The following is a 21,777-nucleotide window of genomic DNA, read 5'->3' on the forward strand; positions in this document are numbered from 1 at the left end:
TATATGCGAAGGTTTTTAAGCTTACAATCAAATTCAACATAATTGGGTATTTATAACTATTTTCTAAGTATATCCATCATTTTAAATTTCGCTAACAGGTAGCATCAATTGCACTTCGACATTTTGCGACTTTATTCATCATCCTCTGCAAAAATTACAAAAAAGGCCCCCCTTACGGGAGACCTTCTAAAATGTAACTCGGTTATTTTGTCATTTGCAAAAATTGCTCAATATCCTGAACAGTAACTTGTGCTGCGTTACGCCAGAAGTCAGCCTGTGTTAAATCGGTCCCCAAGTGCTTGGAGGCCAGTTCTTCTACTGTCATGCGACCTGTATCACGCAGCAAAGCATCATATTGGTCCGCAAAGCCATCCGGATTTTCCTTCGCAAAAGCGTAAATCCCTGCACTGAACATATACCCGAATGTGTATGGGAAGTTGTAGAAAGGAGTTTCCGTAATATAGAAGTGCAGCTTGGAAGCCCAAAAATGAGGATGAGCCTCATCCAGAACCCCACAAAACGCTTCACGCTGCACTTCTTCCATCAACTCGCTTAATTGCTGTGCTCCTACAACACCTTTTTTCCGCAGCTCGTAAAAACGGGTTTCAAACAGGAAACGGGCATGAATGTTCATAAAAAAGGCTACACCACGCTGAATTTTATCCTCCAGCAAAGCTACCTTCTCCTGACCCTCAGCAGCTTCCAGCAGAGCATCTGATACAATCAGTTCTGCCAGCGTCGATGCTGTCTCAGCCACGTTCATAGCATAATTTTGATTCAATGGATGCAATTCATTCATCACATGTTGATGATAACCGTGTCCTAGCTCATGGGCCAGTGTCGAAACGTTGGATGGTGATCCGGCATAGGTCATAAAAATACGGGTTTCTTTGCTTAGACGCAGAGATGTACAAAACCCGCCTGGACGTTTGCCTGGACGATCCTCTGCTTCGATCCAGCTTTTCTCAAAAGCCATCTGGGCAAAGTCAGCCATTCTCGAACTAAATTTACCAAATTGCTCAACAATCGTTGCGGCTGCATCGTCGTAAGGGATTTTAGTGGTCGATGTTCCCAGCGGAGCTTCAATGTCATGCCAGGACAGTTTTTCTAAGCCTAGCAGCTTGGCTTTCCGCTCCAGGTACTTGACTACAATAGGCTTTGTTTCATTAATCACCTGCCACATCGTATCCAACGTTTGGGCTGACATACGACTGATTTCCAGCGGTTCCTTAACCACGTCAGTCCAGCCTCGGTTTTCATATAGCTTGAGGCGGAAGCCTGCCAGATGATTCAGTGTATCGGCGCAATAGTCCTCAACCTGAGTCCATGCCTCTTCCCAACGTGCAAATACGTCTTTACGTACGCTGCGATCTGCTTCATCCAGTTTATTCGCTGCCTGACCTACAGACAGGTGTACAATTTCACCATTTTCAGGCACCGGGATCGTCATATTTTTGACAATGGTATCATAAAAGTCACCCCAGCCATGGTAGCCATCCACTGCCAAATCCAATGCAAGGCTCTCCAGCTCAGGAGCCATTTTTTCGCGCGCTTCGTTCCGGTATTCAGTTAGGACAAAGGAAATCGGCTTGATCGCTTCGCGCTCCATCCACTTCTGCCAAATGTCTTCACTGGTTTGTGCCAGCAAGTTCTGGAAAGCGACTAAAGCACTTTTTCCTTGGGCATACAACGAATTGACACGCGCCCCCAGTTGAACAGCCAGCTTGTCATGCTGATTTTGAGCAGTTAAACAAGATACAAAAGAACCTGCCTGCGATGCTCCATTAAACAGCTCCTGTATGCTATTCAGAACACTATCCAGACGCTCGGTATCCAACACCGTTTGTGGCACTTTGGCTACTTTAAGCTGGGATTGCAGCTGTTGGACCTTACTCTCCAGTTCTTCCAAAAATGCATGAAATGAGGCAGAGGAAGAGCCTCCGCTAAAAATAGATTCCAGATCCCATGTTTGCTTTAACGGTGTTTTCATAATAGTTCCACCTTTCTTTTTTGGCGAATTCATGTGGTTTCATATACAATAAAGCTACATCGTGATGGTACAATCACTACAATTAGGAGGAAAACAGGATGAGACCCTTACAAATTTCGCCGGAAACGGCTGTGAAATTATCCGAAAAACTCGGCATTCCGCTGGAACACCTTATGCATACACCCCAGCACATTTTGATGCAAAAGCTGGCCGAACTAGCTAAAGAAGAAGCCGCTGGCTCGAACGGCGGAGAATCGGACAAATCATGATTCCTTTTGATAAAACCTGGCCTTATGACATTGTCATGGGAGATGTTTATGTACAGTCTTGTCCGTTTTGCAACCATGATAACGTCTTGCTGCCCCTGAAGCCCAAAGAGCTTAAGCTCATTCATGAAGGCATGAAAAAGCTGCTTGTGTTTCCATGCTGCCATAACAAGGTTACTTTGGTGGATTGTGACGACGATTATTTGCTGTCAGATACCACGTTGCGCCATCATTAATTCATGAGGCAGTTGCAAGATAACTCGTTTTACAAACAAGGTGTGAACCATGAGCCTAAATTGGTCATAGTGCACACCTTTATTTCTTCAAGAGGAGCTTGCGTTCTGCATTTCCTCAGGTAGCTGGAAGTTTTTTGCCAGCATTTGTTCACGCAGGACAGACCACTGTTCACGAGAAGCTCTAATCATCGCTGCATCCATAATTTTCTTATCATTAATGACACGCGAAAACCAGCGCACTGCTTCGTTAAAGTTACCCGTACGTCGATGCAGTTCACCAATCAGATAAAGCAGTTTGGCATTATTCGCACCAACGCCCTCCAGCTCATAGACTCGAACATAGGAATCCAAACTAAATTTGAGAAAGCGAAGCTCCTGCTCCTCATTCCCCTGGTATCTGTACATCCATGCAATATGCTGCAATAGACTGGCTACTACGCGTTCCTTTTCTCCGATGACCTGTGCACAGAGTAAACCCAACTTGTACGTTTCTAACGCCTCTTCCCAGCTACGATGCCCACCATATTCGCGAGGCTGCCAGCGATTACCGATTTTATCCTTAAATAGCTTGGTTTGCTGATCGCTTAACTGAACGGTAGAGTGCTCTGTCGAAGTAAATCCACAATGAGGACAGACCCGTACGACATAAAAATCGGGATTTTCGTTCTTATAATAAGCGCAAAAATCTGAATCGGTACGAATAGCCTTCTTTAGGCTTGGTCTGACACGGGATGTCTGAAATTCTTGTTCGCATTGCGGACAGACGATTTTGATCTGATATAACGGTTCAAGTTCCAATGTTTTTACAACCCTCTCCAAAATTCGGCAATCCCCGAAAGCTTACGGGGTATTTACAAAATGATGCGCAGGACCGGACAAACGACTAAGTATGATGGAACGAAGCGGCTCCTCAATTCCCGTATCCGTTAACGCATCTGCCATACAAGACAACCATGCCTCTGCTCGCTCCTCCGTCACGGGGAACTTCATATGTCTGGCACGTAACATCGGATGACCATATGCATCAGAAAAGAGGGACGGCCCTCCAAAAAACTGGCTCAGGAACATAAACTGCTTTTCCTTTACCGGCTCCATGTCTTTAGGAAACAGGGGACTTAACAACGGATCTTTATAAACTCTCGGGTAGAAGGCCTCAATAATAGCACGAATACCTTCCGCACCCCCAAGGTTGTCATAAATGCTCAGGCTAGGATTCACTTTTCCTCCAACTTTCTGTGCTATGGTAATAAATATACACTCGTATTATAACAAAAAACAAAAAATGACGCTAAAAATAAGCGTCATTTTATCAATTTAACATATGAAGAGGTTTGCTTCACTGCACATCGCTTCGTCATTCCATGAATACCACTAATAACTCCGCCAATCCTCTTCACCGGGATGGACGAGAGAGGCACGAATGACATACACAAAAGCACATACAAACAGACCGGCAACGATACTCATCCTGATCACTCCATCCTTAAGGTTATGGAATCGTTGTTTTCTTATTTTAACATACTCTTTACAAAAAAACAGCATTCCATGTAATCGTTTTCTTTACTTTTTTGTACTCTTTGTCCATCCTCGACATAGGTATAATAGTACAACTCCAAAGGAGGGGCCTCTATGTCGCTGTACCGCCGTTTCTCGCTTCCTTTGCTCATCCTTATGCTGTTATTCCTATTCATACTGATGGCCGCGTATCCGCAATCTTCTTTGAATGCTGGGCTTCGCGGTCTTGCCATCTGGTGGGATGTGCTGTTCCCGTCCCTATTCCCATTTTTCGTTATTTCCGAGCTTCTTCTCGGCTTTGGAATTGTCCATTTCATAGGTGCGCTACTGGACCCACTGATGCAGCCTCTATTCCGTGTACCTGGGTGCGGGGGGTTTGTCGCGGCGGTCAGTTGTGCATCCGGCTACCCTATAGGGGCCAAATTAACCGCTAAGCTGTGGGAACAAAAATGGATCACTCGCATTGAAGGTGAACGTTTGGTCGCGTTTACGACTTCCTCTGATCCGATATTTCTGATTGGTGCAGTTTCTGTTGGCTTCTTCCATCAACCCGAAATTGCACTCGTCCTGGGAGCGGCCCATTACGGTGGCGTTCTCATCATCGGACTACTCATGCGCTTCCATGGTTCCCGTTCAGAAAAAAACGATATTCGCAGCAAACGCTCTCAACCTCCTCAAAAAGCCTGGTCGAAGTCTGCTAACACATTAACAACAGCTCGCAATAAACAGCCTGGGCCACTGCGCCAAGCGTTATATGCCATGCATACAGCACGTTTGGAAGATGGCCGTCCATTGGGTGAGTTGCTTCGTCAGGCGATTGCTTCCTCCCTACGCCTTATTATTGTCGTAGGAGGGCTGGTTGTATTCTTCTGCGTCATTTTAGAAGCTTTGACGAACTCCGGCTTAATGAGCGGGCTTCATCTGCTTACGGCTAGCCTATTGTCTGCCTGTGGTCTTCCTCCTACATTAACAGAGTCCATAGTAGGTGGTATTTTTGAAGTCACTTTAGGTGCGCAAGCTGCAGGTGAAGCTGCAATAGCGGCATTACCGTTCAAGGTAGCCGCAGCAGCTTTTGTTCTCTCCTGGGGCGGGCTATCCGTCCATGCACAGGTTGCAAGTATTTTAAATATGACAAATCTCCGCTATATGCCATTTTTGCTGGCCCGGGCTGCGCACGGGATCATCTCTGCACTGCTAGCTCTCGTGTTATGGCGCCCATTAATGGGGCAGGGAAGCTCTCCAGTCTTTTCTCCGGTCCACGATATCGCATGGTCCCCTGGCTTCTCGTCCGCTATGCTGCTGCAAAGTCTGCTGCTTCTTGCCTGCATACTGGCTGGAATGCTTGCTCTCTCCTGGTTAAGCGTGGGTACAAGTCGCTTATTCATACGATTGAAAGGAACACACCGGCAATGAACGATTGTGTTCTTGCTCATAATTGATTATGATCGATATATACCCATGACAAAGGAGCTTTTCATCTTGAGATATTATGTTCTGGATCGCGGGGATCAGCACTCCATGGACTTGAGTCAGCAATTTCACCGTCTTGCCCAAGAAAAGAATTTCAAGCTGGATGCCGAATCGCCGGAAATCGTCGTGTCTATTGGAGGCGATGGTACGATGCTTCATGCGTTTCATACCTTCATTGACCGCATTCCGGATATTGCCTTTGTTGGTGTACATACCGGTCATCTGGGCTTTTACGCGGATTGGCGTGCGGACGAGCTGGAGGAGCTAATCCACCTGATGAGCCAAAGCGGATCTGAGGGACCGCTTAACCCGAGAATCGTTAAGTATCCACTGATTGAGTTGGAAATTCACAAGAAGTCAGGCAATGCTTCTTTTATTGCCTTAAATGAGTTTACATTAAAAGGGGTAGATGGCACGGTCGTTGCCCAAGTAGATATTAACGATATCACCTTTGAGATGTTCCGTGGTGATGGTATATGTGTTTCTACACCTTCAGGAACAACCGCCTATAATAAAGCACTTGGCGGAGCTATGGTTCACCCTACCATTGAAGCATTACAGTTGACTGAGATCGCTTCCATTAATAACCGTGTGTACCGGACATTGGGATCCCCCCTGCTACTGCCAAAACATCATCATTGTGATATTTTTTCACGGAAAGATCAGCGTCTTTTACTGACTGTAGATCACTTGAACTTTCCTGTGGATGACTTGATCTCTGTTCGATGTCAGGTGGCAAGTCAGAAGATCAGCTTCGCTCGTTACCGTCCTTTCCCATTTTGGGATCGGGTACGCAACGCTTTCCTCAATTAGAATCTGTAAAAGAGCCAAATCCTGGCTCTTTTTTTAATTAGTCAGGAGGAAGCGTTAGCCCCATTTTAATATTTGCAAAAAGTTGGTCATAACATTGGCAGTTGTGGACGACTTACAAACAAAACGGCTCCTGAAAATTCAGGAACCGTTTTGTTGTGGAGATGTGAATGTTTTATTTTTTTGACGCTGGCCCTCGGGTTCACGCGAAACACGAACTTGCCGTCCCTCCCGATTTTCCTTTGGCTGGCGATCATAGCGTGGCCCACGCGATTCCTTTTTATCGAAGTTTCCTTGTGGATTGCGCTGCCTACGTGGTTCCCGGGCTTGCTGCCCTTCCCCCGAACTTCGCCCATCCTTTGCTTCACGCGGTTCCCTTGACTGGCGCGAATCACGTGCTTCACGCTGCCGATTTCCTTCACGTCCTTCTCTGGATGGGCGACTTTCGCGAGCTTCACGCGGCTGTCGTTCACGTACTTCCTGCGCATCCTTCGGTTCCCTACGTTGCAACTCTCGTGGTTGGCGGGCTTCTGAAGGCTGTTCCACTCTCGACTCCTCTGTAGCTGCGGAATCCTGCTGTGGTTGCGGCCATTCCGTTTGTCCAGCTGAAGGTTGTGAACCTTCTTGACGCTCTTCAGTTTCTGACATTTCCGCTTGTTCCCTTTGAGCATCTACCAACTGCTGGATGTCGGGAGGAACGAAGTCATCACTGGTACCGTTCTTATTTTCAACTTCACGGCTTTTTTGCAGCACAAAATAGGCACAGCCAAAATTGCAGTATTCATTAATATAATCGTCCAATACCACAATGGATGTATCTTTATTGGCTTTGGGGTGCCCTTCTCGATAAAACCCCTTCAGACGAAGCTGATTGTAACCCCAATCGCCAATAATATAATCATAGCGATCCAACACTTCACTATATCGATCACGAAAGGCTTCGGGATTCCACCCGTTCTTGTGATCCTGCAACACTTCATAGTTTTTACCACCGATTTGAAACAAGCTATTCTGACCGCCTTTCCCGGATCAAACCTGCGAAAGGGCGCTTTCTTCCTTATGCTGAGCGGCCGACTTCACCTGCTCATGCGCTTGGTAGGAGCTGCGGACCATCGGACCGGATTCGACGTGGCTGAATCCTCGCTGTAATCCCTCTTCCTTTAACTTCGCAAAATCTTCCGGTGGATAATATTTTTGCACGTATAAATGTTTCTCGGATGGCTGCAAGTATTGACCAATTGTCATAATGTCACAATCGACTTTGCGCAGATCATCCATGGTTTGTAAGATCTCGTCCCACTCTTCTCCGACACCTAACATGATGCTTGATTTCGTTGGGATATCCGGATTTAATTGTTTTGCACGTTGAAGCAATTCCAGAGAGCGGTGATATTTCGCTTTAGCCCGAACCTTGTCGGACATGCGTTCCACCGTTTCAATATTATGATTCAAAATATCTGGCTTGGCATCCATGACGATTCGCAGCGACTCAATGTCGCCCATAAAGTCGGGAATCAATACTTCTACACTGCAAAAAGGTAATCGGCGGCGAATCGCACGAACCGTTTCTGCAAATATTGTAGCGCCCCCGTCTTTCAAATCATCGCGGGCCACACTGGTTACGACACAGTGTTTTAAATTCATGTTCTCAGCCGCTTCTGCGACGCGTTCAGGCTCCTGCAAGTCCAGTTCCGTAGGCATTCCCGTATTTACTGCGCAAAAACGACACGCACGCGTACAAATATCACCCAAAATCATAAATGTAGCTGTCCTGTTGGCCCAGCATTCATATATATTAGGGCATCGTGCCTCCTCACATACGGTATGTAATGTCTTGGAACGCATCATGCTCTTGATTTCCTGATAGTTATCGCCTGTCGTAAGTTTAATACGAATCCAATCGGGTTTAGCTTCCTTCACTTTTTTAGACAATGGCATAGACCTTCTTTCTGATAAGCTTAAGCTGTCATTGCCATACATTATAGCATGAAAGCCATGGAAAAACCTCCATTCATTGTTCCCTTTTTGATATGACATTGATGCCGGAAAAAGTAAACTCTTGAGATGGATAAAAGCGGCGGATATGGCTCAATCTAATCAAAAGCGCCCTAATTACGCAAATACGGGCCAAGAATTTACCGGGCGCTTAAGCCCTTTTATAGGAGGTCGGTTCACGTGTCTTACCCTACGCGGGCAGTCCGCGCTGTTCGTCTGTTATCGCTGCTGTTGTGCGCTACTACACTGACAACGGCTTGTCCGCTTCCTGCTCACGCCTTTACCGAGGACACAAAGTCCTCGTCAGCCGGAAATAACCTGACAACAAATATGGATGCTTCACATGCTTCGTCTTCATCGTATACGTCCAGACTTGCCTTATATCACTCCATTGAAGCCCTGACAGGAGTCCCTTGGTACAGACTGGCTGCCATCGACCAGTACGAACGCACACTCACGGTGGCCCATCCCAAGGATCGCAAGCATGCGGAACGGATCATAGGTATTTTTGTGACGGGATCGGTATGGTCCGGTCTGTTGAACCCTGATGCCGAGGATCAAAATCCACGTTCCATTGAACTATTTTCCGGGCTGGGACAAGACGGCTCAGGCGATGGAATTGCTGACCGCAATAATGACAAGGATTTGCTGTTCAGCATCGCTTCTTATCTCGGAAAGTATGGAAATAACGAGGATGAATTTGGTATTGCCGTGTGGGAATATTACCATAACAGCCGCTCGGTTCAAAGAGTTCAGCAGTTTGCCAAGCTGTATCAGAGGTATGGCAAACTTGATCTGGTCAGTCAAGCTTTTCCGCTGCCTCTAGGCAGCATTTATAGCTACCGCAGCACTTGGGGAAGCCGACGCAGCTGGGGGGGCTACCGTATACACGAGGGGACTGACCTGTTTGCTGGCTACGGAGTTCCGGTTCGCAGCACCTGCTACGGTGTAGTTGAAATGAAGGGCTGGAATCCCTTCGGAGGCTGGCGAATCGGTATTCGTGATCTCAACAACCGCTATCACTACTATGCACACCTTTCCGGCTTTGATAAAACCGTTCATAACGGAGACATCGTCACGCCTGGTCAGACGGTGGGTTGGGTCGGAAGCTCGGGCTATGGGAAACCGGGTACCCAAGGCAAGTTCCCACCACATCTACACTATGGTATATACCGGGACAATGGCTGGACAGACTGGTCCTTTGATCCATATCCGCTATTAAGACAGTGGGAGCAGAGTGAACGTAAAGCGCTCAAATCAGGAAAAACCAAAGGGACCTCCTCATAGGTCCCTTTGGTTTTTTGAGTAACTCACACTCATCCCCTCTTGTTTATGGCGTTGGGGACTGATTGAGGGAATTGGGGTCTTCCTGTATCTCTGGAACACTTTCTATGCTGGAATCTACAACGCCGCTACTCTCTATAGAATGGGAAGGCAGTGCCAACTGCGGAGCGGTTGCACCATTTTTGCCGACTGGTTTCCCCTGATTGTCATAGTAGTACATCGGGACGTTGCCCACTACCAGCAAATAAGAAACCGGGATTTCCGTCTCCACAATCTGAGGTTGCATTTCAAACGGTATAACCACAGACACTTCCGTCGTAATTCGAATGTACACTTCCACCAAGATCATGTTTATGCCCGCATCCTGCTGACGTGTATTTAAATCCACCTTGATTGCTCCATGCGGCTCCACTTTTAGGGGAACCTTGGGTCCATAAGCTGCCAGTAGCGGACTCCCCAATGCCTGACCAATCGGAACACTTTCATCAAAATGACTCATACTGTCCATCGTTGCCTTGACTGCTTTGAGCGTGTCTGACGTAATTCTCATATGCTCCGCATAATTTAGAACAAATCCAGAGGTTCTCCCTTGCGTATCCGTTCTCCATTCGATCAAATTATCAGCAGTCTTCCCCTGCTCTACCTGCGCAGTAATTGCTGAATTAATAGCCTCTGTCGCCATTTGTTTGACCCGCACTTTAGCCAGATGCATCATGGGTGGCTTCAAATGCTGTTCCACATAGGCGGCCACCTGTACGATTCCTACCAGCAGCGCCAATGCCACAATGAGCCACATCCTGCGTCTGCCACGTCGCCTTCTGTTTGGTCTGCTGTGCCATTGCGGTTTTCTATTCATTCTGATCCCCCCGCAGCGATGAGCTTACTTTAGAAGGATATGCCGCAAATAAACGAAAAAGAAGCTGCCCGTCCGGCAGCTCCTCCTGGTGGTAAACATATATGATTTCAAATACGATTCATTCCAAGCTCAACTCATTATTTGAAAATGTGGTCAATCTTTTCGATATCCGCTTGACTCAATTGGACATTCAGCGTTTTCAGATTCGCCAGAACCTGCTCCGGTCCCTTCGCGCCTGGAATGAGGGCATCAATCGAATCACGGGTCAAATACCATGCAAGCACCACATGAGCAACCTCTGCATTCAACGCATTAGCGATCTCGCGTACCTGCTCCACTTTGTCCAAATTACGAGCAAATGCCTCTCCCTGAAACAATGGATCTTTCGCTCTGATGTCCGTGAAAGTCATGTCTTTCGTATACTTACCACCTAGTAGTCCAGAAGCTAGCGGGAAATACGGCACAAACGAAATGCCATTTTCCTTAGTATAAGGCAGCAGATCCTTCTCAGCTTCCCGTTGCAACAAATTATAATGGGATTGAAGCACATCTACATAGCCGTCACTATTCGCATCCTTAAGTTGTTCAATGGTAAAGTTAGATACACCAATAGCTTTAATTTTGCCTTCGTCCTTAAGCTTCTTCAGTTCTCCGACTGCTTCTGCCTTTGGCGTAGCTTCATCTGGGAAATGGATATAGAACAGATCAATATAATCCGTTTGTAATCTTTTCAGACTGGATTCGACGGATTCACGTAAAAAAGCAGGCGAGTTGTCAAAAACAACCTCTCCGTTCACAAATTTATGCGCTCCCTTGGTCGCTATGACAGCTTCCTCACGTTTGCCGCGCTCTTTAAGTACCTCACCGATCAACCGCTCTGAGTGCTCAGGCCCATAAATAAAAGCTGTATCCAGAAAATTGATGCCGTTATCCAAAGCTGTGCGAACGACTTCTTTGCCCGTTTCATTGTTCAAACCGGAAAAAAGATTATGTCCTCCTACCTTATTCGCACCCAAACCGATTGGTTTTACATATAAATCTGTTTTGCCAATACGCACTTGCTCTGCCAATTCACGTCATCTCCTTTTCGAAAGTTACTTCCATTTTATTATTAAATTCCAAAAAAAGCAAAGTGCGTACCTGGCTGCTGCTCTTATCCCTTAATCCCCGTTAAGGCAATACCTTCCATAAAATACTTCTGTCCTATGGCGAAAAGAATGATAGCTGGCAACACGACAATTAAAGAAGCGGCCATCAGAACACCCCATTGCGCTGAATATATTCCCTGAAACTGCTGTAGCCCAATCGCCAACGTAAATTTGCTTTCATCATTAAGATAAACGAGCGGCCCCATAAAATCATTCCATGTGTTCAAAAATGTAAACAATCCGATGACCAAAATCGCTGACCGGGACAAAGGTAAAATAATGCGAGTAAAGATCGTAAAATGGTTGCCTCCATCCACAAATACAGCTTCATCCAGTTCTCGCGGAAGAGTCATATAAAATTGTCTGAGCAAAAAGATATTAAAAACGCCTCCACCAAAAAACGAAGGTAATACCAATGGAACATACGAATTAACCATGCCTAACGCCTGCCAACCAATAAAAGACGGAATTAGCGTGACCGCAAACGGCAACATCATGCTGCTTAACAATACAGCAAATACCTTATCTCTTCCATTCCATCTCATTCGCGCAAAGCTATAGGCAGAAATAGTACTCGACAGAAGTACACCGGCTAAAGTACCTGCTACGACGATAAATGTGTTCACAAAATAACGACCAAACGAGAGCTCTTCAAACGGCTGCAAAAAATTTTCAAGTACAAATGGCTCCGGAATCCATTTCGGCGGGATTAAAAAAATCTGACTTAAATCCATCATGGAGCTTCTCACCAGCCAGTAAAAAGGAAACATGCAAAAAAGTGACCCCACAATCAGCACCGTATAGAGTAAAATCCTGCCCCAACTCAAACCACGGTTTTTCATCCTCATGCCCCCCCACCTTCGTAGTACACCCATTTGCGGGCTGTCTTGAATAGAAAGGCAGTGAAGATCAAAACTACAATAAAGAGCACCCATGCAATCGCACAGGCATAACCCATATTCGAAAAAGTAAATGCCTCGCGGAATAAATAAAATGTGTAGAACAAGCTGGAATTGTTAGGTCCGCCCTGAGTCATGACGTAAGGCTGGACAAACACCTGAAATCCACCGATGAAGCCCATAATCGTATTAAAGAAAATTGTGGGCGATGTCAACGGAATCGTAATATAAACAAGCTTATGAAGAGCGTTCCCACCGTCAATTTCAATGGCTTCATAATAATGCCTAGGTATATCTTGCAAGCCAGCCAGAAAAATAATCATGGTTCCTCCAACGGTCCATAAACTCATTAAAACCAGTGTAGGAACTACCGACCCTTCACTATAAATCCATTGACTTTCCGGCAAATGTAGCGCACGCAGCACCACATTCAGTAAACCAAGATCGGGATCAAACAGCCACATCCAGATCATAGACGATGCGATGAGTGGCACAATCGTAGGCAAGTAAAAAACGGTTCTGAAAAAAGCCAGACCTTTTACCTTTTGATTAAGTAATATCGCTAAAAAGAAGGCTACTATAATTTGCAGGGGCACACTCAAAAACACATAATAAAACGTAACCCCAAGGGATTTATAAAAAAATTGGTCCGTACCGTCAAATAAGTGAACGTAATTATCCAGACCAATAAAATGGGCCTGTGAAGCAACCTTATAATCGGTAAGACTGAACCAGAGACTAGCGATCATCGGTCCCAGAACAAAAATGACAAAGCCGAGAATAGCAGGGGCGGCAAAAAGCCACCCCAACCCATTTTCCTTCTTACGAATAGAAGATAATGATTGCATTCTATCCCTCTCTTTCTGTCAAAACCCTCACCTTATTCTTTCGGATATGTCCCCTTAAATTCAGCGTTGGCCTTGGCGGAAACCTCCTTAAATGCTTGCTCCACCGTTTTCTTGCCCAGCCATACCTGATCCAGCGCCGGGTTAATAATCGCATTGATTTTTTCCGAATTCTTCAAATAATAGTCGTAAGAATTGACACCGTTATGCAGCGTTTGGTTCATGACTGCATCACGATATCCATCCGCATGGCCTGGCTTGACATCTGCCCATTTGCTAATCAAGTCTGGTTCGGTGTACCACTTTTTCATGACAGGCATCCACAATCCGCTGGAATGCATGTCAAGCCCGCTTTCAGCATCCAGCAAGAATTTATAAAACATCCATGCTTCTTTCGGATGTTTGGTTTTGGCAGAAATCACTTCCGGTTCGCCAAACAGGATCGTTTTGCTGCTTTTCAGTTTGGGTAACACGCCTACACCAAAATTCACCTTCGATTCTCCGAGATCCAATTGGACCCACTGCCCATCCAGATCCATCGCTACACGTTTGCTTTGCAATGCTACGGCCGGGGAAGGGATATTTTTGGACTGCGTAGGCGACGGTGCCACATGATACACGTTGATCAGGTCCGCCATCTTTTGCACGGCTTCAATCACATCAGGGTTTTCAAGATTAAGCGAGTCCCCTTTATCTGAAATAACGCTTGCGTTGTTGGAAGGTACTAGCAGATGCCACATCCATGTGTCAAACCGAACTCCATACTGTTTGATGTTACTTGCATCGAAATTGGGGCTAAGCGCATTATTTCCCGCTTTATCAATGGTGAGCTTTTGCGCTGTCTCTAAGAACTGTTCCCATGTCCAAGCCTCTTCAGCTTTGATTGGCGGCAAGGCAACACCAGCCTCATCAAACAAATCCTTGTTGTAATAGAGCGCAAAGGCTTCCTCCGTCACCTTGACCCCTGCCACTTTATCCTTATCCCAATAGATGACTGAATTAGGAATGAGACTCTCCTTCGTTAGCTCCTTATCCTCCTTCAAAAATTCATTTAAATTATATAGTTTGCCTTGTTCAGCCCATTGCAGAGCCTGTGCTTTATAAATAGGAAATACATCTGGTGCCTGATTGGCGGCAAACATCGTCGTTAATTTGGTGACGTAATCCCCGGGGATGTGCATATAGTTGATTTTGATCCACGGATATTTGTCTGTGAATTTTTTGGCGATCTCCTGTTGAACCTTCTTCTCATTGGTGCTCCCCCAACTGGCATAGGTCAGTGTCACTTGCTCGTGCCCCTGCAAATCTACTGGCTTACTGCTGCTCTCATTTGAACTACAGGCTGACATCAGTCCAACGACCAAGCACATGCAGACGATCCATAACTTTCGTTTTAACATGAGTAACGCCCCCAAACCGTTTATTTTTTATCTTTTCGTTTGTTGCTTCGTCACTAAATTTATTCTAGCAAACGCTTACATTTTTGAAAGTCGCACTCTCATTGGATTGGTGTCATTTGATTAGATCTATGTGTTTCTCCGATTCGGATCAGGACAAATGTCCCTTTATCTTCTGGTGAGTGGAGCGCAACCCCATATTCCATCCCATATAACAGCCGTACTCTTCTGTCTACATTTTTAATGCCCGTTGACCGGATTTCTCCAGCTTGAATGCGGCGTATATGATCTTTTTGAATTCCTAATCCATTATCCTCGACTTTAAAACACACCAATTGCTTTTCGATCCAGGCTGTGATCTTAATCCGACCACCTGATTCCATTTCAGCGAAGCCGTGAATAATTGAATTCTCCACAAAAGGCTGCAAGAAGAGTTTGGGAACCTCCATCTGAAGTAAAATGGGATCAATATCATACTCCACTGTGAACTTGTTCTCAAAGCGATTTTGCATAATATAAATGTATTTTTCCAGCCAATTCAGATCGGTTTCCAGGCTCCAGGTCTCGTTTTTGTTTCGAGTCGTAATTTGCAGCATTTCCGCCAGACTAATGATCAATCGGCCCAGTTCCTGTTGTTTATGTTCTAATGCGATCCAATACATTGTCGTTAAGGTGTTATACAAAAAATGGGGATTAAGCTGTAAATTAAGTGCCATTAACTCCGATTCTTTGGCTCGAAGACGTGATTTGTAATTTTCTTCGATCAAATCTTTAATTTTCTCATTCATTTGATTAAATCGGATCACCAGATCCCCCAATTCATCATAGCCGCGTTCAGGAATTCGAATATCAAAATGTCCCTTTTCCATTACCTTCATCGCCTGTTTCATATCCGTGATGGGCTTACTGATGTATACCGACAGCAAATAAGCAAGGATGACAGCAATGAGCATCATAAAGCCTAAAAAGAACAAGGTGTAGGTACGAATCGTTGACAAATGCCCCAGTACATCTTCCATGGGAATGGCTATATATGATACCCAGCCCGTCGTCTTCATCGCTTCGTAAACCAGTAGTATACTTCGACCCTTCACGTTTACCATTTTTGTCCCTTGTTCCGAAGTAATGGCATTCTTCAGCCAATCCGCCACGGGCTCCCCCGCTTGTTGCTGTCGATCTGAGCTCATGACTATCCCGTTGTTATCGTGAATCATACCGTAGGATAGATGTGCAAATCCGCTGCGGGCTGCATAATCTTCAAAACCATCCTTTAACAAATCAGGCCGGAAATTCAATATAAGTATAGGCTTTTCCTTTCCTTCAGGAAGCGTATGGAAGGTTCCAGCATCATCTAATGCAGTCAAATGAAGCTGCTTAACCACAGCAAATAAAGAGCTAAAATCATAGGAACCTTGTTTTAAATCCTGCTGATGAAAGGTGTCGGCATACGAATAGGCAGGAATCCACCTGGTAGCCCCCTCTGCTTGTACCGCCGTTGTCGCCAAGGGAGAAGAATAGAACGGCAGAACGGGAATATACATCCGCTCTGTACTTCCGTATGCATACTTTTGCGTCATAATCTGAGAAGCGTATACTTCCTCTATATTGCCAAAGTATCTGTACAAAATTTTCGTAATGCTGCGATCAGCTCGTAAAAGCGATGAAGAATCCGTAGTATCCACGTCTGTGATAGTCTGTAAAAGATCATGATCAATTGGAATCATATCCACAGTTTTTTGAATAGCTGTCAGCTTGTTATCCAGCAACTGGTTATTGCTACGCAATACACTTGTAACGCTATCTGTTACGTTTGCAGTAATATTCCGCGCACTGGTTTCGAAGTAGACAAAGCCCAGGATCAAAACGATGAAACCAGACAACAAAAAATAGGACAGCATCAACTTCGTACGAAAGCTACTGTCCAAAAATTTTTGATATATATATTTGACTTGGCGCATTGTATCTTCCTTTCACCTAACGATTAAATGAATTTCCTACGAAACTCCTCGGGTGTGTGCTTAACGTTTTTTTTGAACACTTTAAAGAAGTACTTGGTATCTTTATAACCAACCTGTCTACTAATTTCTGCGACCTTGGCGTCTGTATGCAGCAGTAAGTGCTGAGCCTTTTGCATTCTGAGCTTCACCATATATTCCGTGAACGAGAGCCCAAAATAGTTTTTGAACAGAATGCTAAAATAGGACGCATTATAGTGAAAGCGCCGGGCCACAATCTCCAGACTTAGGTCTTCATGTAGATGTGTATCCAGAAATTCCTTGCATTTTTTCATGATAGGTTCACCTTTGGAGCTGCCGTCAAGCTCAAGAATCAGCTCTTTTAACCATGCTGCAATACGATCCTCAAGATTCTGAAGACATGTGGCCTCTTCGACAGCTCGGTTCAACTGTTCCGAGTAACGTGTGTAGGCTTCCTCACTCCACCCTATATTTAACCGTGGTAAACTAACTAGGAGAAGGTGTATTAATTTAGCTTTAAGCGCATCAGGTGGAGGGTACCCTTGCGTCATTCGTCCAATGAAATGTTGTACCCATTCCAATAGCTGATCGGGCTTTCCATTGGAGATAGCGCTTTCAACGAATTTTAGAAAGGCTATTTGTTCATGAGTGCTCAATTCCTGTACCGGCTGGTCATCATCTGAAGCGACAAGGTTCAAACATCTGATGTGAGGTGTATAAAAGCGCATGGAGATCAGGCGAACAGCCCTTTCGTGAGATGGGCTTATTTGCATTTCATCAAATTCAAAAGGCTGACCCCAAGCAAACCAAATAGAGATAGCTTGCTGTTGCTCCACCTTTTTCAGACCAGCTTGAAGTGCACCTTTGGCCTTCTTGCCTTCAGTCCTGTCTCTCCAATTCACCACGGCGACCATATGGTCTTTATGGACTTCAAGTGGGAACACGACAGAAGACGCCCAAGGCCGCAATATTTCAACAACCGTGTTTCGCAGCTTAGAATCCCACGTATATATATCCTCTGGGCGGGATGCAGATGCTCCCAATGCGAGAACTTCTCCTACCCCCTGCCATCCAAAGTAACTCTTTAATAAGCTTTTCTCGTTAGGCTGTAACTTGTCTGTCACGCATCTACTAAACAAATGCTCCACAAAGGCAGGCATGCTTTGCTCGATCTGATTCAACGCTGTTCGATTTTCACCGAGTGCTCCCTGCTCTTCTACAATGATCTTCTCCATTTGTTGAATCACTTCAATAAGCTGCTGTGATTGCACCGGTTTCACCAAATAATCATTCGCTCCGTACCGTACCGCCTGCTGTGCATAGCTAAATTCCTGATAGACTGTCACTAAAATAACTTTGGTCTCATGCTGACCCGATGTTCTCAATTGTTGTAGATATTCAATCCCATTCATAATCGGCATTTGAATATCTGTAAAAACGATCTGGATCGGCTGGGATAATGAAATGGTCAAAGCATCTTTCCCATTCTTGGCTTCCCATACCTCGTATTCTGGACGTAAATCCCGGATCATGGCAGCCAACCCACGACGCTGCCTAGTTTCATCATCTACAACAAGCACTCCCAGCGGGATCGAATTCACAGACTCCCCTCCTGTCGGTCTTATACACGTATGTTTTTTCAGTATAACACTTACAGGCGGGGACCCATCCTAATTTCTTTTTCGCTTCATACTACGAATGGTCGTTTTTGTGGCCTGATCCACCCGGTATGATTCTGTGATTTTTTGCAAAGCTTTATTGAAAGTAAAATCATCTAATGTATTATGACTTAAATACGCCGTCGTTACCTCTGGCAGCTTGATATAACAGATAGATATCGCCCATGCTACCGCCATTTGTACATAATAATCTTCCCGATGGGTCTGATCTAGCAAAGTAAGCACCCGGTTAATATACTGTTCCTCAATAAAAAAATTCAGAAGCATAACCACCCCAAACCGAATCTCATATTCTTTCTTAGAAAACAGATAGGGCTGAATAAAATCCCATACTCTTTCTTTATGTTGCTTCGTAATTTTCAATCCGGCACAGAAACTGTCACATACGGACCAATTATCAATTTTAGGAACAAACTTGGCGGTATAACTCAAGACTTCCTCAATATCTGTTTTAACAGAACCAATCACCATACCTTGCAGCATCACTTCTTCAAAGTGTTCACTTTCAGCGGTCTCCAGATAGAGACGCCAATCTCCCTTGGCAATATCTTGAGCCAGCTTACGTAGCACTGGCAGACGCACACCGAGCACATTATTAATCGTCGGAAGCAATGCAGCCGTAAATTTCTGAAAATCTGTATCCACATGTGACAATATCTGTTCTCTGATGGTCTTCTCCATATTTTCCACTCCCTGTTTGTTAACGAAATGAAATGCTCCACAAATAAATGGAGGCCACTGAACCATAAGGCGAATAGACTCGGCGATACTCCTCAAATTGCTGCTTGGTCAGTGTATCTAAATGGTACAACTTCATCATTCCCCGCCGAATAGCCATATCGCCCCAACTGACGACGTCTGGACGTTCCATGCAATTAATCAGCATCATTTCAGCCGTCCAAGGGCCTATCCCTTGCAGCGAGGATAATTTCTGGATCACCTGTGTATCGGAAAACTCATATAATTCCTGTAAATCCAACAATCCCTGCTCGATCGTTTGGGCTATATTCAGGATACATGCTGCCTTTTTCATGGTGATGCCACAGCTTTGAATATCTTGAGCCGTCTGAACAGCTATATTTTGCGGAGTGATCGCTCCTAATTTTTCCTGCATCCTTGTCCATATGGTCTGAACCGCCTTGGCGGAAATAAGCTGCCCCACAATCGCATGAACAAGCGCTGCAAACAGGTCAGGAATGATTACGCGTTCTACCTTGCCCATTTGCGTTATAGCTGTACCAAGTACGGTATCTACCGTCTTCAGGTAGTTGATTTCCTTTTCACCATAGTCAAAGTTCTTGGTCATTACCGTTTCCATTGGTTCTCCCGCTCCCCTTGTAAGGTGCACTCTTCATTTAATGACATAGGTTGCTTTCATATCAGGGTTCGAATCCTTCTTTGCTCACATAGAGCTGTTCTTTCGGAAAAACCTGAAGAAAACGCTCATAAACCGCCTTATACGCAGCAGGGTGATACCATTCCTCCAGCCCCAATGACTCGTACAGCGCACCAATGTTCAAGCTACGCGTCCGCCTTCCCCCGCTGCCGTCTCCCATAAAATAATCATCTATACAGACACGGTTGACCAGAGACACGAGCTTGTTTGCAAAATGCTCACTGCTTGGCAGCATCGGAGCAATGGTAGCTTGCGTCGGTACACCTGCCTCTTTTAAAAGTTGCAGTGTTTGGAGACGAGCCTGGATGGGAGGAGCCTCCGGGGTGAAATGTTTGCGTATATCCTCGCGGTCTGTTTCTACAGTGATACTCACACGTACACGTTCCTTCAATTGGAGCAATAAATCAATATCCCGTCGTACAAGCGGACTACGCGTCTGTACAAAGAGAAAATCCGGTGGATTTTCCACCATCACTTCCAGCAGAGATCGGGTCACCTCTTGTTTGTACTCGGCCGGCTGATAAGGATCTGTGCTTGACGACATAAAAATTGTGACTTTACCTTTGGATTTGGCCCTACGAAGCTCCTTACGAAGAATATCAGCCGCCTCTTTTTTAATATCAACCCATGTTCCCCAAGCTTCCTTCCGAAACGTAGAGACTGGCAATTGGCGTACATAACAATACGAGCAACCAAAGGTACAGCCGGTATACGGGTTCAACGAGTGTGTATACCCTGACAAGAAGCCAGTCCCTTTATTCAAAAGAGTCTTGGGGGATTTGTAATACTCATTTTTCATACCTGACCTCACTACTGTATTGGTTTGTGTGTGTGATTCTTTTCAAGCTGCAAAAGCTTCACCTTCATGTCCAGCCCCCCACGATATCCGGTCAAAGCTCCATTCTTACCAATGACCCGATGACAAGGGATGGTGACCAAAATCGGATTAGCACCGATAGCGGTACCAACCGCACGAACAGAGTTCGGCTTTTGAATCGCGTTGGCAATGTCTGAATAGGATTGTGTCTCCCCATACGGAATATTACACAGCGCGTTCCACACAGCCATTTGAAATGCAGTTCCATGAAAGTCAAAAGGGAATGTAAAATGTGTACGCTCCCCTTGGAAATATTCAATCAACTCCTTGGCATAGAGCTGTAAAATGGTATCCTCTTCAACTAAAGGACTGCCGGGAAATCGACTTCCTGCCCATGCAATCAATTCCTCAACAGTTTGATTAAGCGAACCAACATAACATAATCCTTCCGATGTAGCTGCAATGTATAAATTCCAATCCTCATGTGCCAATAATGACCAATAGATCGTTTTATTCATTTGATATACCATGCTGTGTATCTCCTTTTTGAGTTGCTATGGATTCGAGTTGGCGATATTGCAATGGAGTGTAACCTATATTCTTTTTAAACAACGTAATAAAGTAAGGGGTATTGGACAGACCTACGTTCTCCCCCACTTCCGCAACAGATTGTTGTGAGCAAATAAGCAGCTTCTTCGCTTGTTCCAACCTAGTACGCTGTATATATTCCATCGGAGTTACATGCATGATTCGCTTGAAGGTACGATGTAAATGGTACGGACTTCCATGACTGATCTCTGCCAGGACGTGCAATGTTAAGTCCTTCATATAATTCGAATCTACGTATTCTGTAACTCCTGCGATCCAGTCGTGATCAGGCAATCGTTGTCCTGTCGGTTTACATCTTTTGCATGGACGAAAATGCTCAGCCAAAGCCTGCTCTGCTGATATAAATAAACGGATGTTCTCTCTTTTAGGAGGTCGGGATTTGCAGGAGGGGCGACAAAATATTTTCGTTGTCTTCACAGCATACAAAAATACCCCGTCATAAGACTTGTCATTTTCTATAATAGCTCTCCACTTCTCGTCTGTTATGGATAAATCGGATGTTCTCATTTCAATCACCCCTCTGTGCAATGTACCCTGTCTCATATCTAAATTATAAACTAAACAGTGAACATATGTACCCCTTTTGGAA

Annotated in this window: 22 protein-coding genes; 5 read left to right on the forward strand and 17 right to left on the reverse strand. The window is 45.1% G+C overall.

From position 1 onward, the window contains the following. Nucleotides 1-202: 202 nt before the first annotated feature. Nucleotides 203-1,990, reverse strand: a complete 1,788-nt coding sequence (locus ACH59B_RS20500) for a M3 family oligoendopeptidase (protein WP_404302521.1) — start codon at nucleotides 1,988-1,990, stop codon at nucleotides 203-205. 98 nt (nucleotides 1,991-2,088) lie between these two features. On the opposite strand from ACH59B_RS20500, the gene ACH59B_RS20505 reads away from it, so the two are divergent. Next, entirely contained in the window at nucleotides 2,089-2,259 is a 171-nt protein-coding gene (locus ACH59B_RS20505; RefSeq protein ID WP_016819983.1) for a YycC family protein, read from the forward strand. Next, nucleotides 2,256-2,492, forward strand: coding sequence for a hypothetical protein (locus ACH59B_RS20510; RefSeq protein WP_013372938.1), 237 nt, complete (start codon nucleotides 2,256-2,258; stop codon nucleotides 2,490-2,492). The genes ACH59B_RS20505 and ACH59B_RS20510 overlap by 4 nt, the downstream gene beginning before the upstream one ends. A gap of 87 nt (nucleotides 2,493-2,579) precedes the next feature. Here the strand turns inward: ACH59B_RS20510 and ACH59B_RS20515 are convergent, their stop codons facing one another. Both ACH59B_RS20515 and ACH59B_RS20520 read right to left on the reverse strand, forming a co-directional pair. After that, the gene (locus ACH59B_RS20515) at nucleotides 2,580-3,311 is read right to left on the reverse strand and encodes a DUF2225 domain-containing protein (protein ID WP_013372939.1); all 732 of its coding nucleotides are present in this window, start codon (nucleotides 3,309-3,311) and stop codon (nucleotides 2,580-2,582) included. A gap of 21 nt (nucleotides 3,312-3,332) precedes the next feature. Then, entirely contained in the window at nucleotides 3,333-3,710 is a 378-nt protein-coding gene (locus ACH59B_RS20520) for a globin (protein ID WP_013372940.1), read from the reverse strand. 411 nt (nucleotides 3,711-4,121) lie between these two features. Here ACH59B_RS20520 and ylbJ point away from each other — a divergent pair, with 411 nt between their 5' ends. After that, nucleotides 4,122-5,420, forward strand: coding sequence for a sporulation integral membrane protein YlbJ (ylbJ, locus tag ACH59B_RS20525; RefSeq protein WP_404302524.1), 1,299 nt, complete (start codon nucleotides 4,122-4,124; stop codon nucleotides 5,418-5,420). 66 nt (nucleotides 5,421-5,486) lie between these two features. Beyond that, on the forward strand, nucleotides 5,487-6,290 hold the full coding sequence (locus tag ACH59B_RS20530) for an NAD kinase (RefSeq protein ID WP_013372943.1): 804 nt from the start codon (nucleotides 5,487-5,489) through the stop codon (nucleotides 6,288-6,290). Nucleotides 6,291-6,428: 138 nt separating this feature from the next. Here the strand turns inward: ACH59B_RS20530 and ACH59B_RS20535 are convergent, their stop codons facing one another. Together ACH59B_RS20535 and lipA are read right to left on the reverse strand one after the other, a co-directional pair. Continuing rightward, nucleotides 6,429-7,292 (reverse strand): YutD-like domain-containing protein, encoded by an 864-nt coding sequence (locus ACH59B_RS20535; protein ID WP_290405089.1) that lies wholly within the window; start codon nucleotides 7,290-7,292, stop codon nucleotides 6,429-6,431. 24 nt (nucleotides 7,293-7,316) lie between these two features. Next, complete coding sequence (lipA, locus tag ACH59B_RS20540; protein WP_016819978.1) at nucleotides 7,317-8,219, reverse strand: lipoyl synthase; 903 nt, start codon at nucleotides 8,217-8,219, stop codon at nucleotides 7,317-7,319. A gap of 243 nt (nucleotides 8,220-8,462) precedes the next feature. Here lipA and ACH59B_RS20545 point away from each other — a divergent pair, with 243 nt between their 5' ends. Further along, the gene (locus ACH59B_RS20545; protein ID WP_404302527.1) at nucleotides 8,463-9,569 is read left to right on the forward strand and encodes a M23 family metallopeptidase; all 1,107 of its coding nucleotides are present in this window, start codon (nucleotides 8,463-8,465) and stop codon (nucleotides 9,567-9,569) included. A 43-nt stretch (nucleotides 9,570-9,612) separates the two neighbouring features. Here ACH59B_RS20545 and yunB read toward each other — a convergent pair whose 3' ends face one another. The 12 genes from yunB to ACH59B_RS20605 all read right to left on the reverse strand — a co-directional run bounded on the left by yunB (nucleotide 9,613) and on the right by ACH59B_RS20605 (nucleotide 21,695). Beyond that, on the reverse strand, nucleotides 9,613-10,362 hold the full coding sequence (gene yunB, locus ACH59B_RS20550; protein WP_404304007.1) for a sporulation protein YunB: 750 nt from the start codon (nucleotides 10,360-10,362) through the stop codon (nucleotides 9,613-9,615). A 197-nt stretch (nucleotides 10,363-10,559) separates the two neighbouring features. After that, entirely contained in the window at nucleotides 10,560-11,492 is a 933-nt protein-coding gene (locus tag ACH59B_RS20555) for an aldo/keto reductase (RefSeq protein ID WP_016819975.1), read from the reverse strand. Between the two features lie 83 nt (nucleotides 11,493-11,575). Then, nucleotides 11,576-12,412: a carbohydrate ABC transporter permease gene (locus tag ACH59B_RS20560; RefSeq protein WP_019688547.1), complete on the reverse strand. Its 837-nt coding sequence runs from the start codon at nucleotides 12,410-12,412 to the stop codon at nucleotides 11,576-11,578. Between the two features lie 2 nt (nucleotides 12,413-12,414). After that, the gene (locus ACH59B_RS20565; RefSeq protein ID WP_019688548.1) at nucleotides 12,415-13,317 is read right to left on the reverse strand and encodes a carbohydrate ABC transporter permease; all 903 of its coding nucleotides are present in this window, start codon (nucleotides 13,315-13,317) and stop codon (nucleotides 12,415-12,417) included. 32 nt (nucleotides 13,318-13,349) lie between these two features. After that, the gene (locus tag ACH59B_RS20570; RefSeq protein WP_017427258.1) at nucleotides 13,350-14,714 is read right to left on the reverse strand and encodes a sugar ABC transporter substrate-binding protein; all 1,365 of its coding nucleotides are present in this window, start codon (nucleotides 14,712-14,714) and stop codon (nucleotides 13,350-13,352) included. A gap of 98 nt (nucleotides 14,715-14,812) precedes the next feature. After that, nucleotides 14,813-16,669, reverse strand: a complete 1,857-nt coding sequence (locus ACH59B_RS20575; protein WP_019688549.1) for a sensor histidine kinase — start codon at nucleotides 16,667-16,669, stop codon at nucleotides 14,813-14,815. Nucleotides 16,670-16,692: 23 nt separating this feature from the next. Then, entirely contained in the window at nucleotides 16,693-18,288 is a 1,596-nt protein-coding gene (locus ACH59B_RS20580; protein WP_404302531.1) for a response regulator, read from the reverse strand. 69 nt (nucleotides 18,289-18,357) lie between these two features. Then, nucleotides 18,358-19,047 (reverse strand): DNA alkylation repair protein, encoded by a 690-nt coding sequence (locus ACH59B_RS20585; protein WP_019688551.1) that lies wholly within the window; start codon nucleotides 19,045-19,047, stop codon nucleotides 18,358-18,360. A gap of 19 nt (nucleotides 19,048-19,066) precedes the next feature. Further along, nucleotides 19,067-19,684 carry a DNA-3-methyladenine glycosylase gene (locus tag ACH59B_RS20590; RefSeq protein ID WP_031462196.1) on the reverse strand — a complete coding sequence of 206 codons (618 nt, stop codon included), beginning with the start codon at nucleotides 19,682-19,684 and terminating at the stop codon, nucleotides 19,067-19,069. Nucleotides 19,685-19,745: 61 nt separating this feature from the next. After that, nucleotides 19,746-20,561 (reverse strand): radical SAM protein, encoded by an 816-nt coding sequence (locus ACH59B_RS20595; protein WP_330708044.1) that lies wholly within the window; start codon nucleotides 20,559-20,561, stop codon nucleotides 19,746-19,748. Nucleotides 20,562-20,572: 11 nt separating this feature from the next. Further along, entirely contained in the window at nucleotides 20,573-21,109 is a 537-nt protein-coding gene (locus ACH59B_RS20600) for a methylated-DNA--[protein]-cysteine S-methyltransferase (protein WP_031462198.1), read from the reverse strand. Then, complete coding sequence (locus ACH59B_RS20605) at nucleotides 21,090-21,695, reverse strand: bifunctional transcriptional activator/DNA repair enzyme AdaA (RefSeq protein WP_016819965.1); 606 nt, start codon at nucleotides 21,693-21,695, stop codon at nucleotides 21,090-21,092. The genes ACH59B_RS20600 and ACH59B_RS20605 overlap by 20 nt, the downstream gene beginning before the upstream one ends. Nucleotides 21,696-21,777 lie beyond the last annotated feature (82 nt).

This window comes from Paenibacillus sp. DP01 (assembly GCF_044784315.1).
Taxonomy (GTDB): domain Bacteria; phylum Bacillota; class Bacilli; order Paenibacillales; family Paenibacillaceae; genus Paenibacillus; species Paenibacillus polymyxa.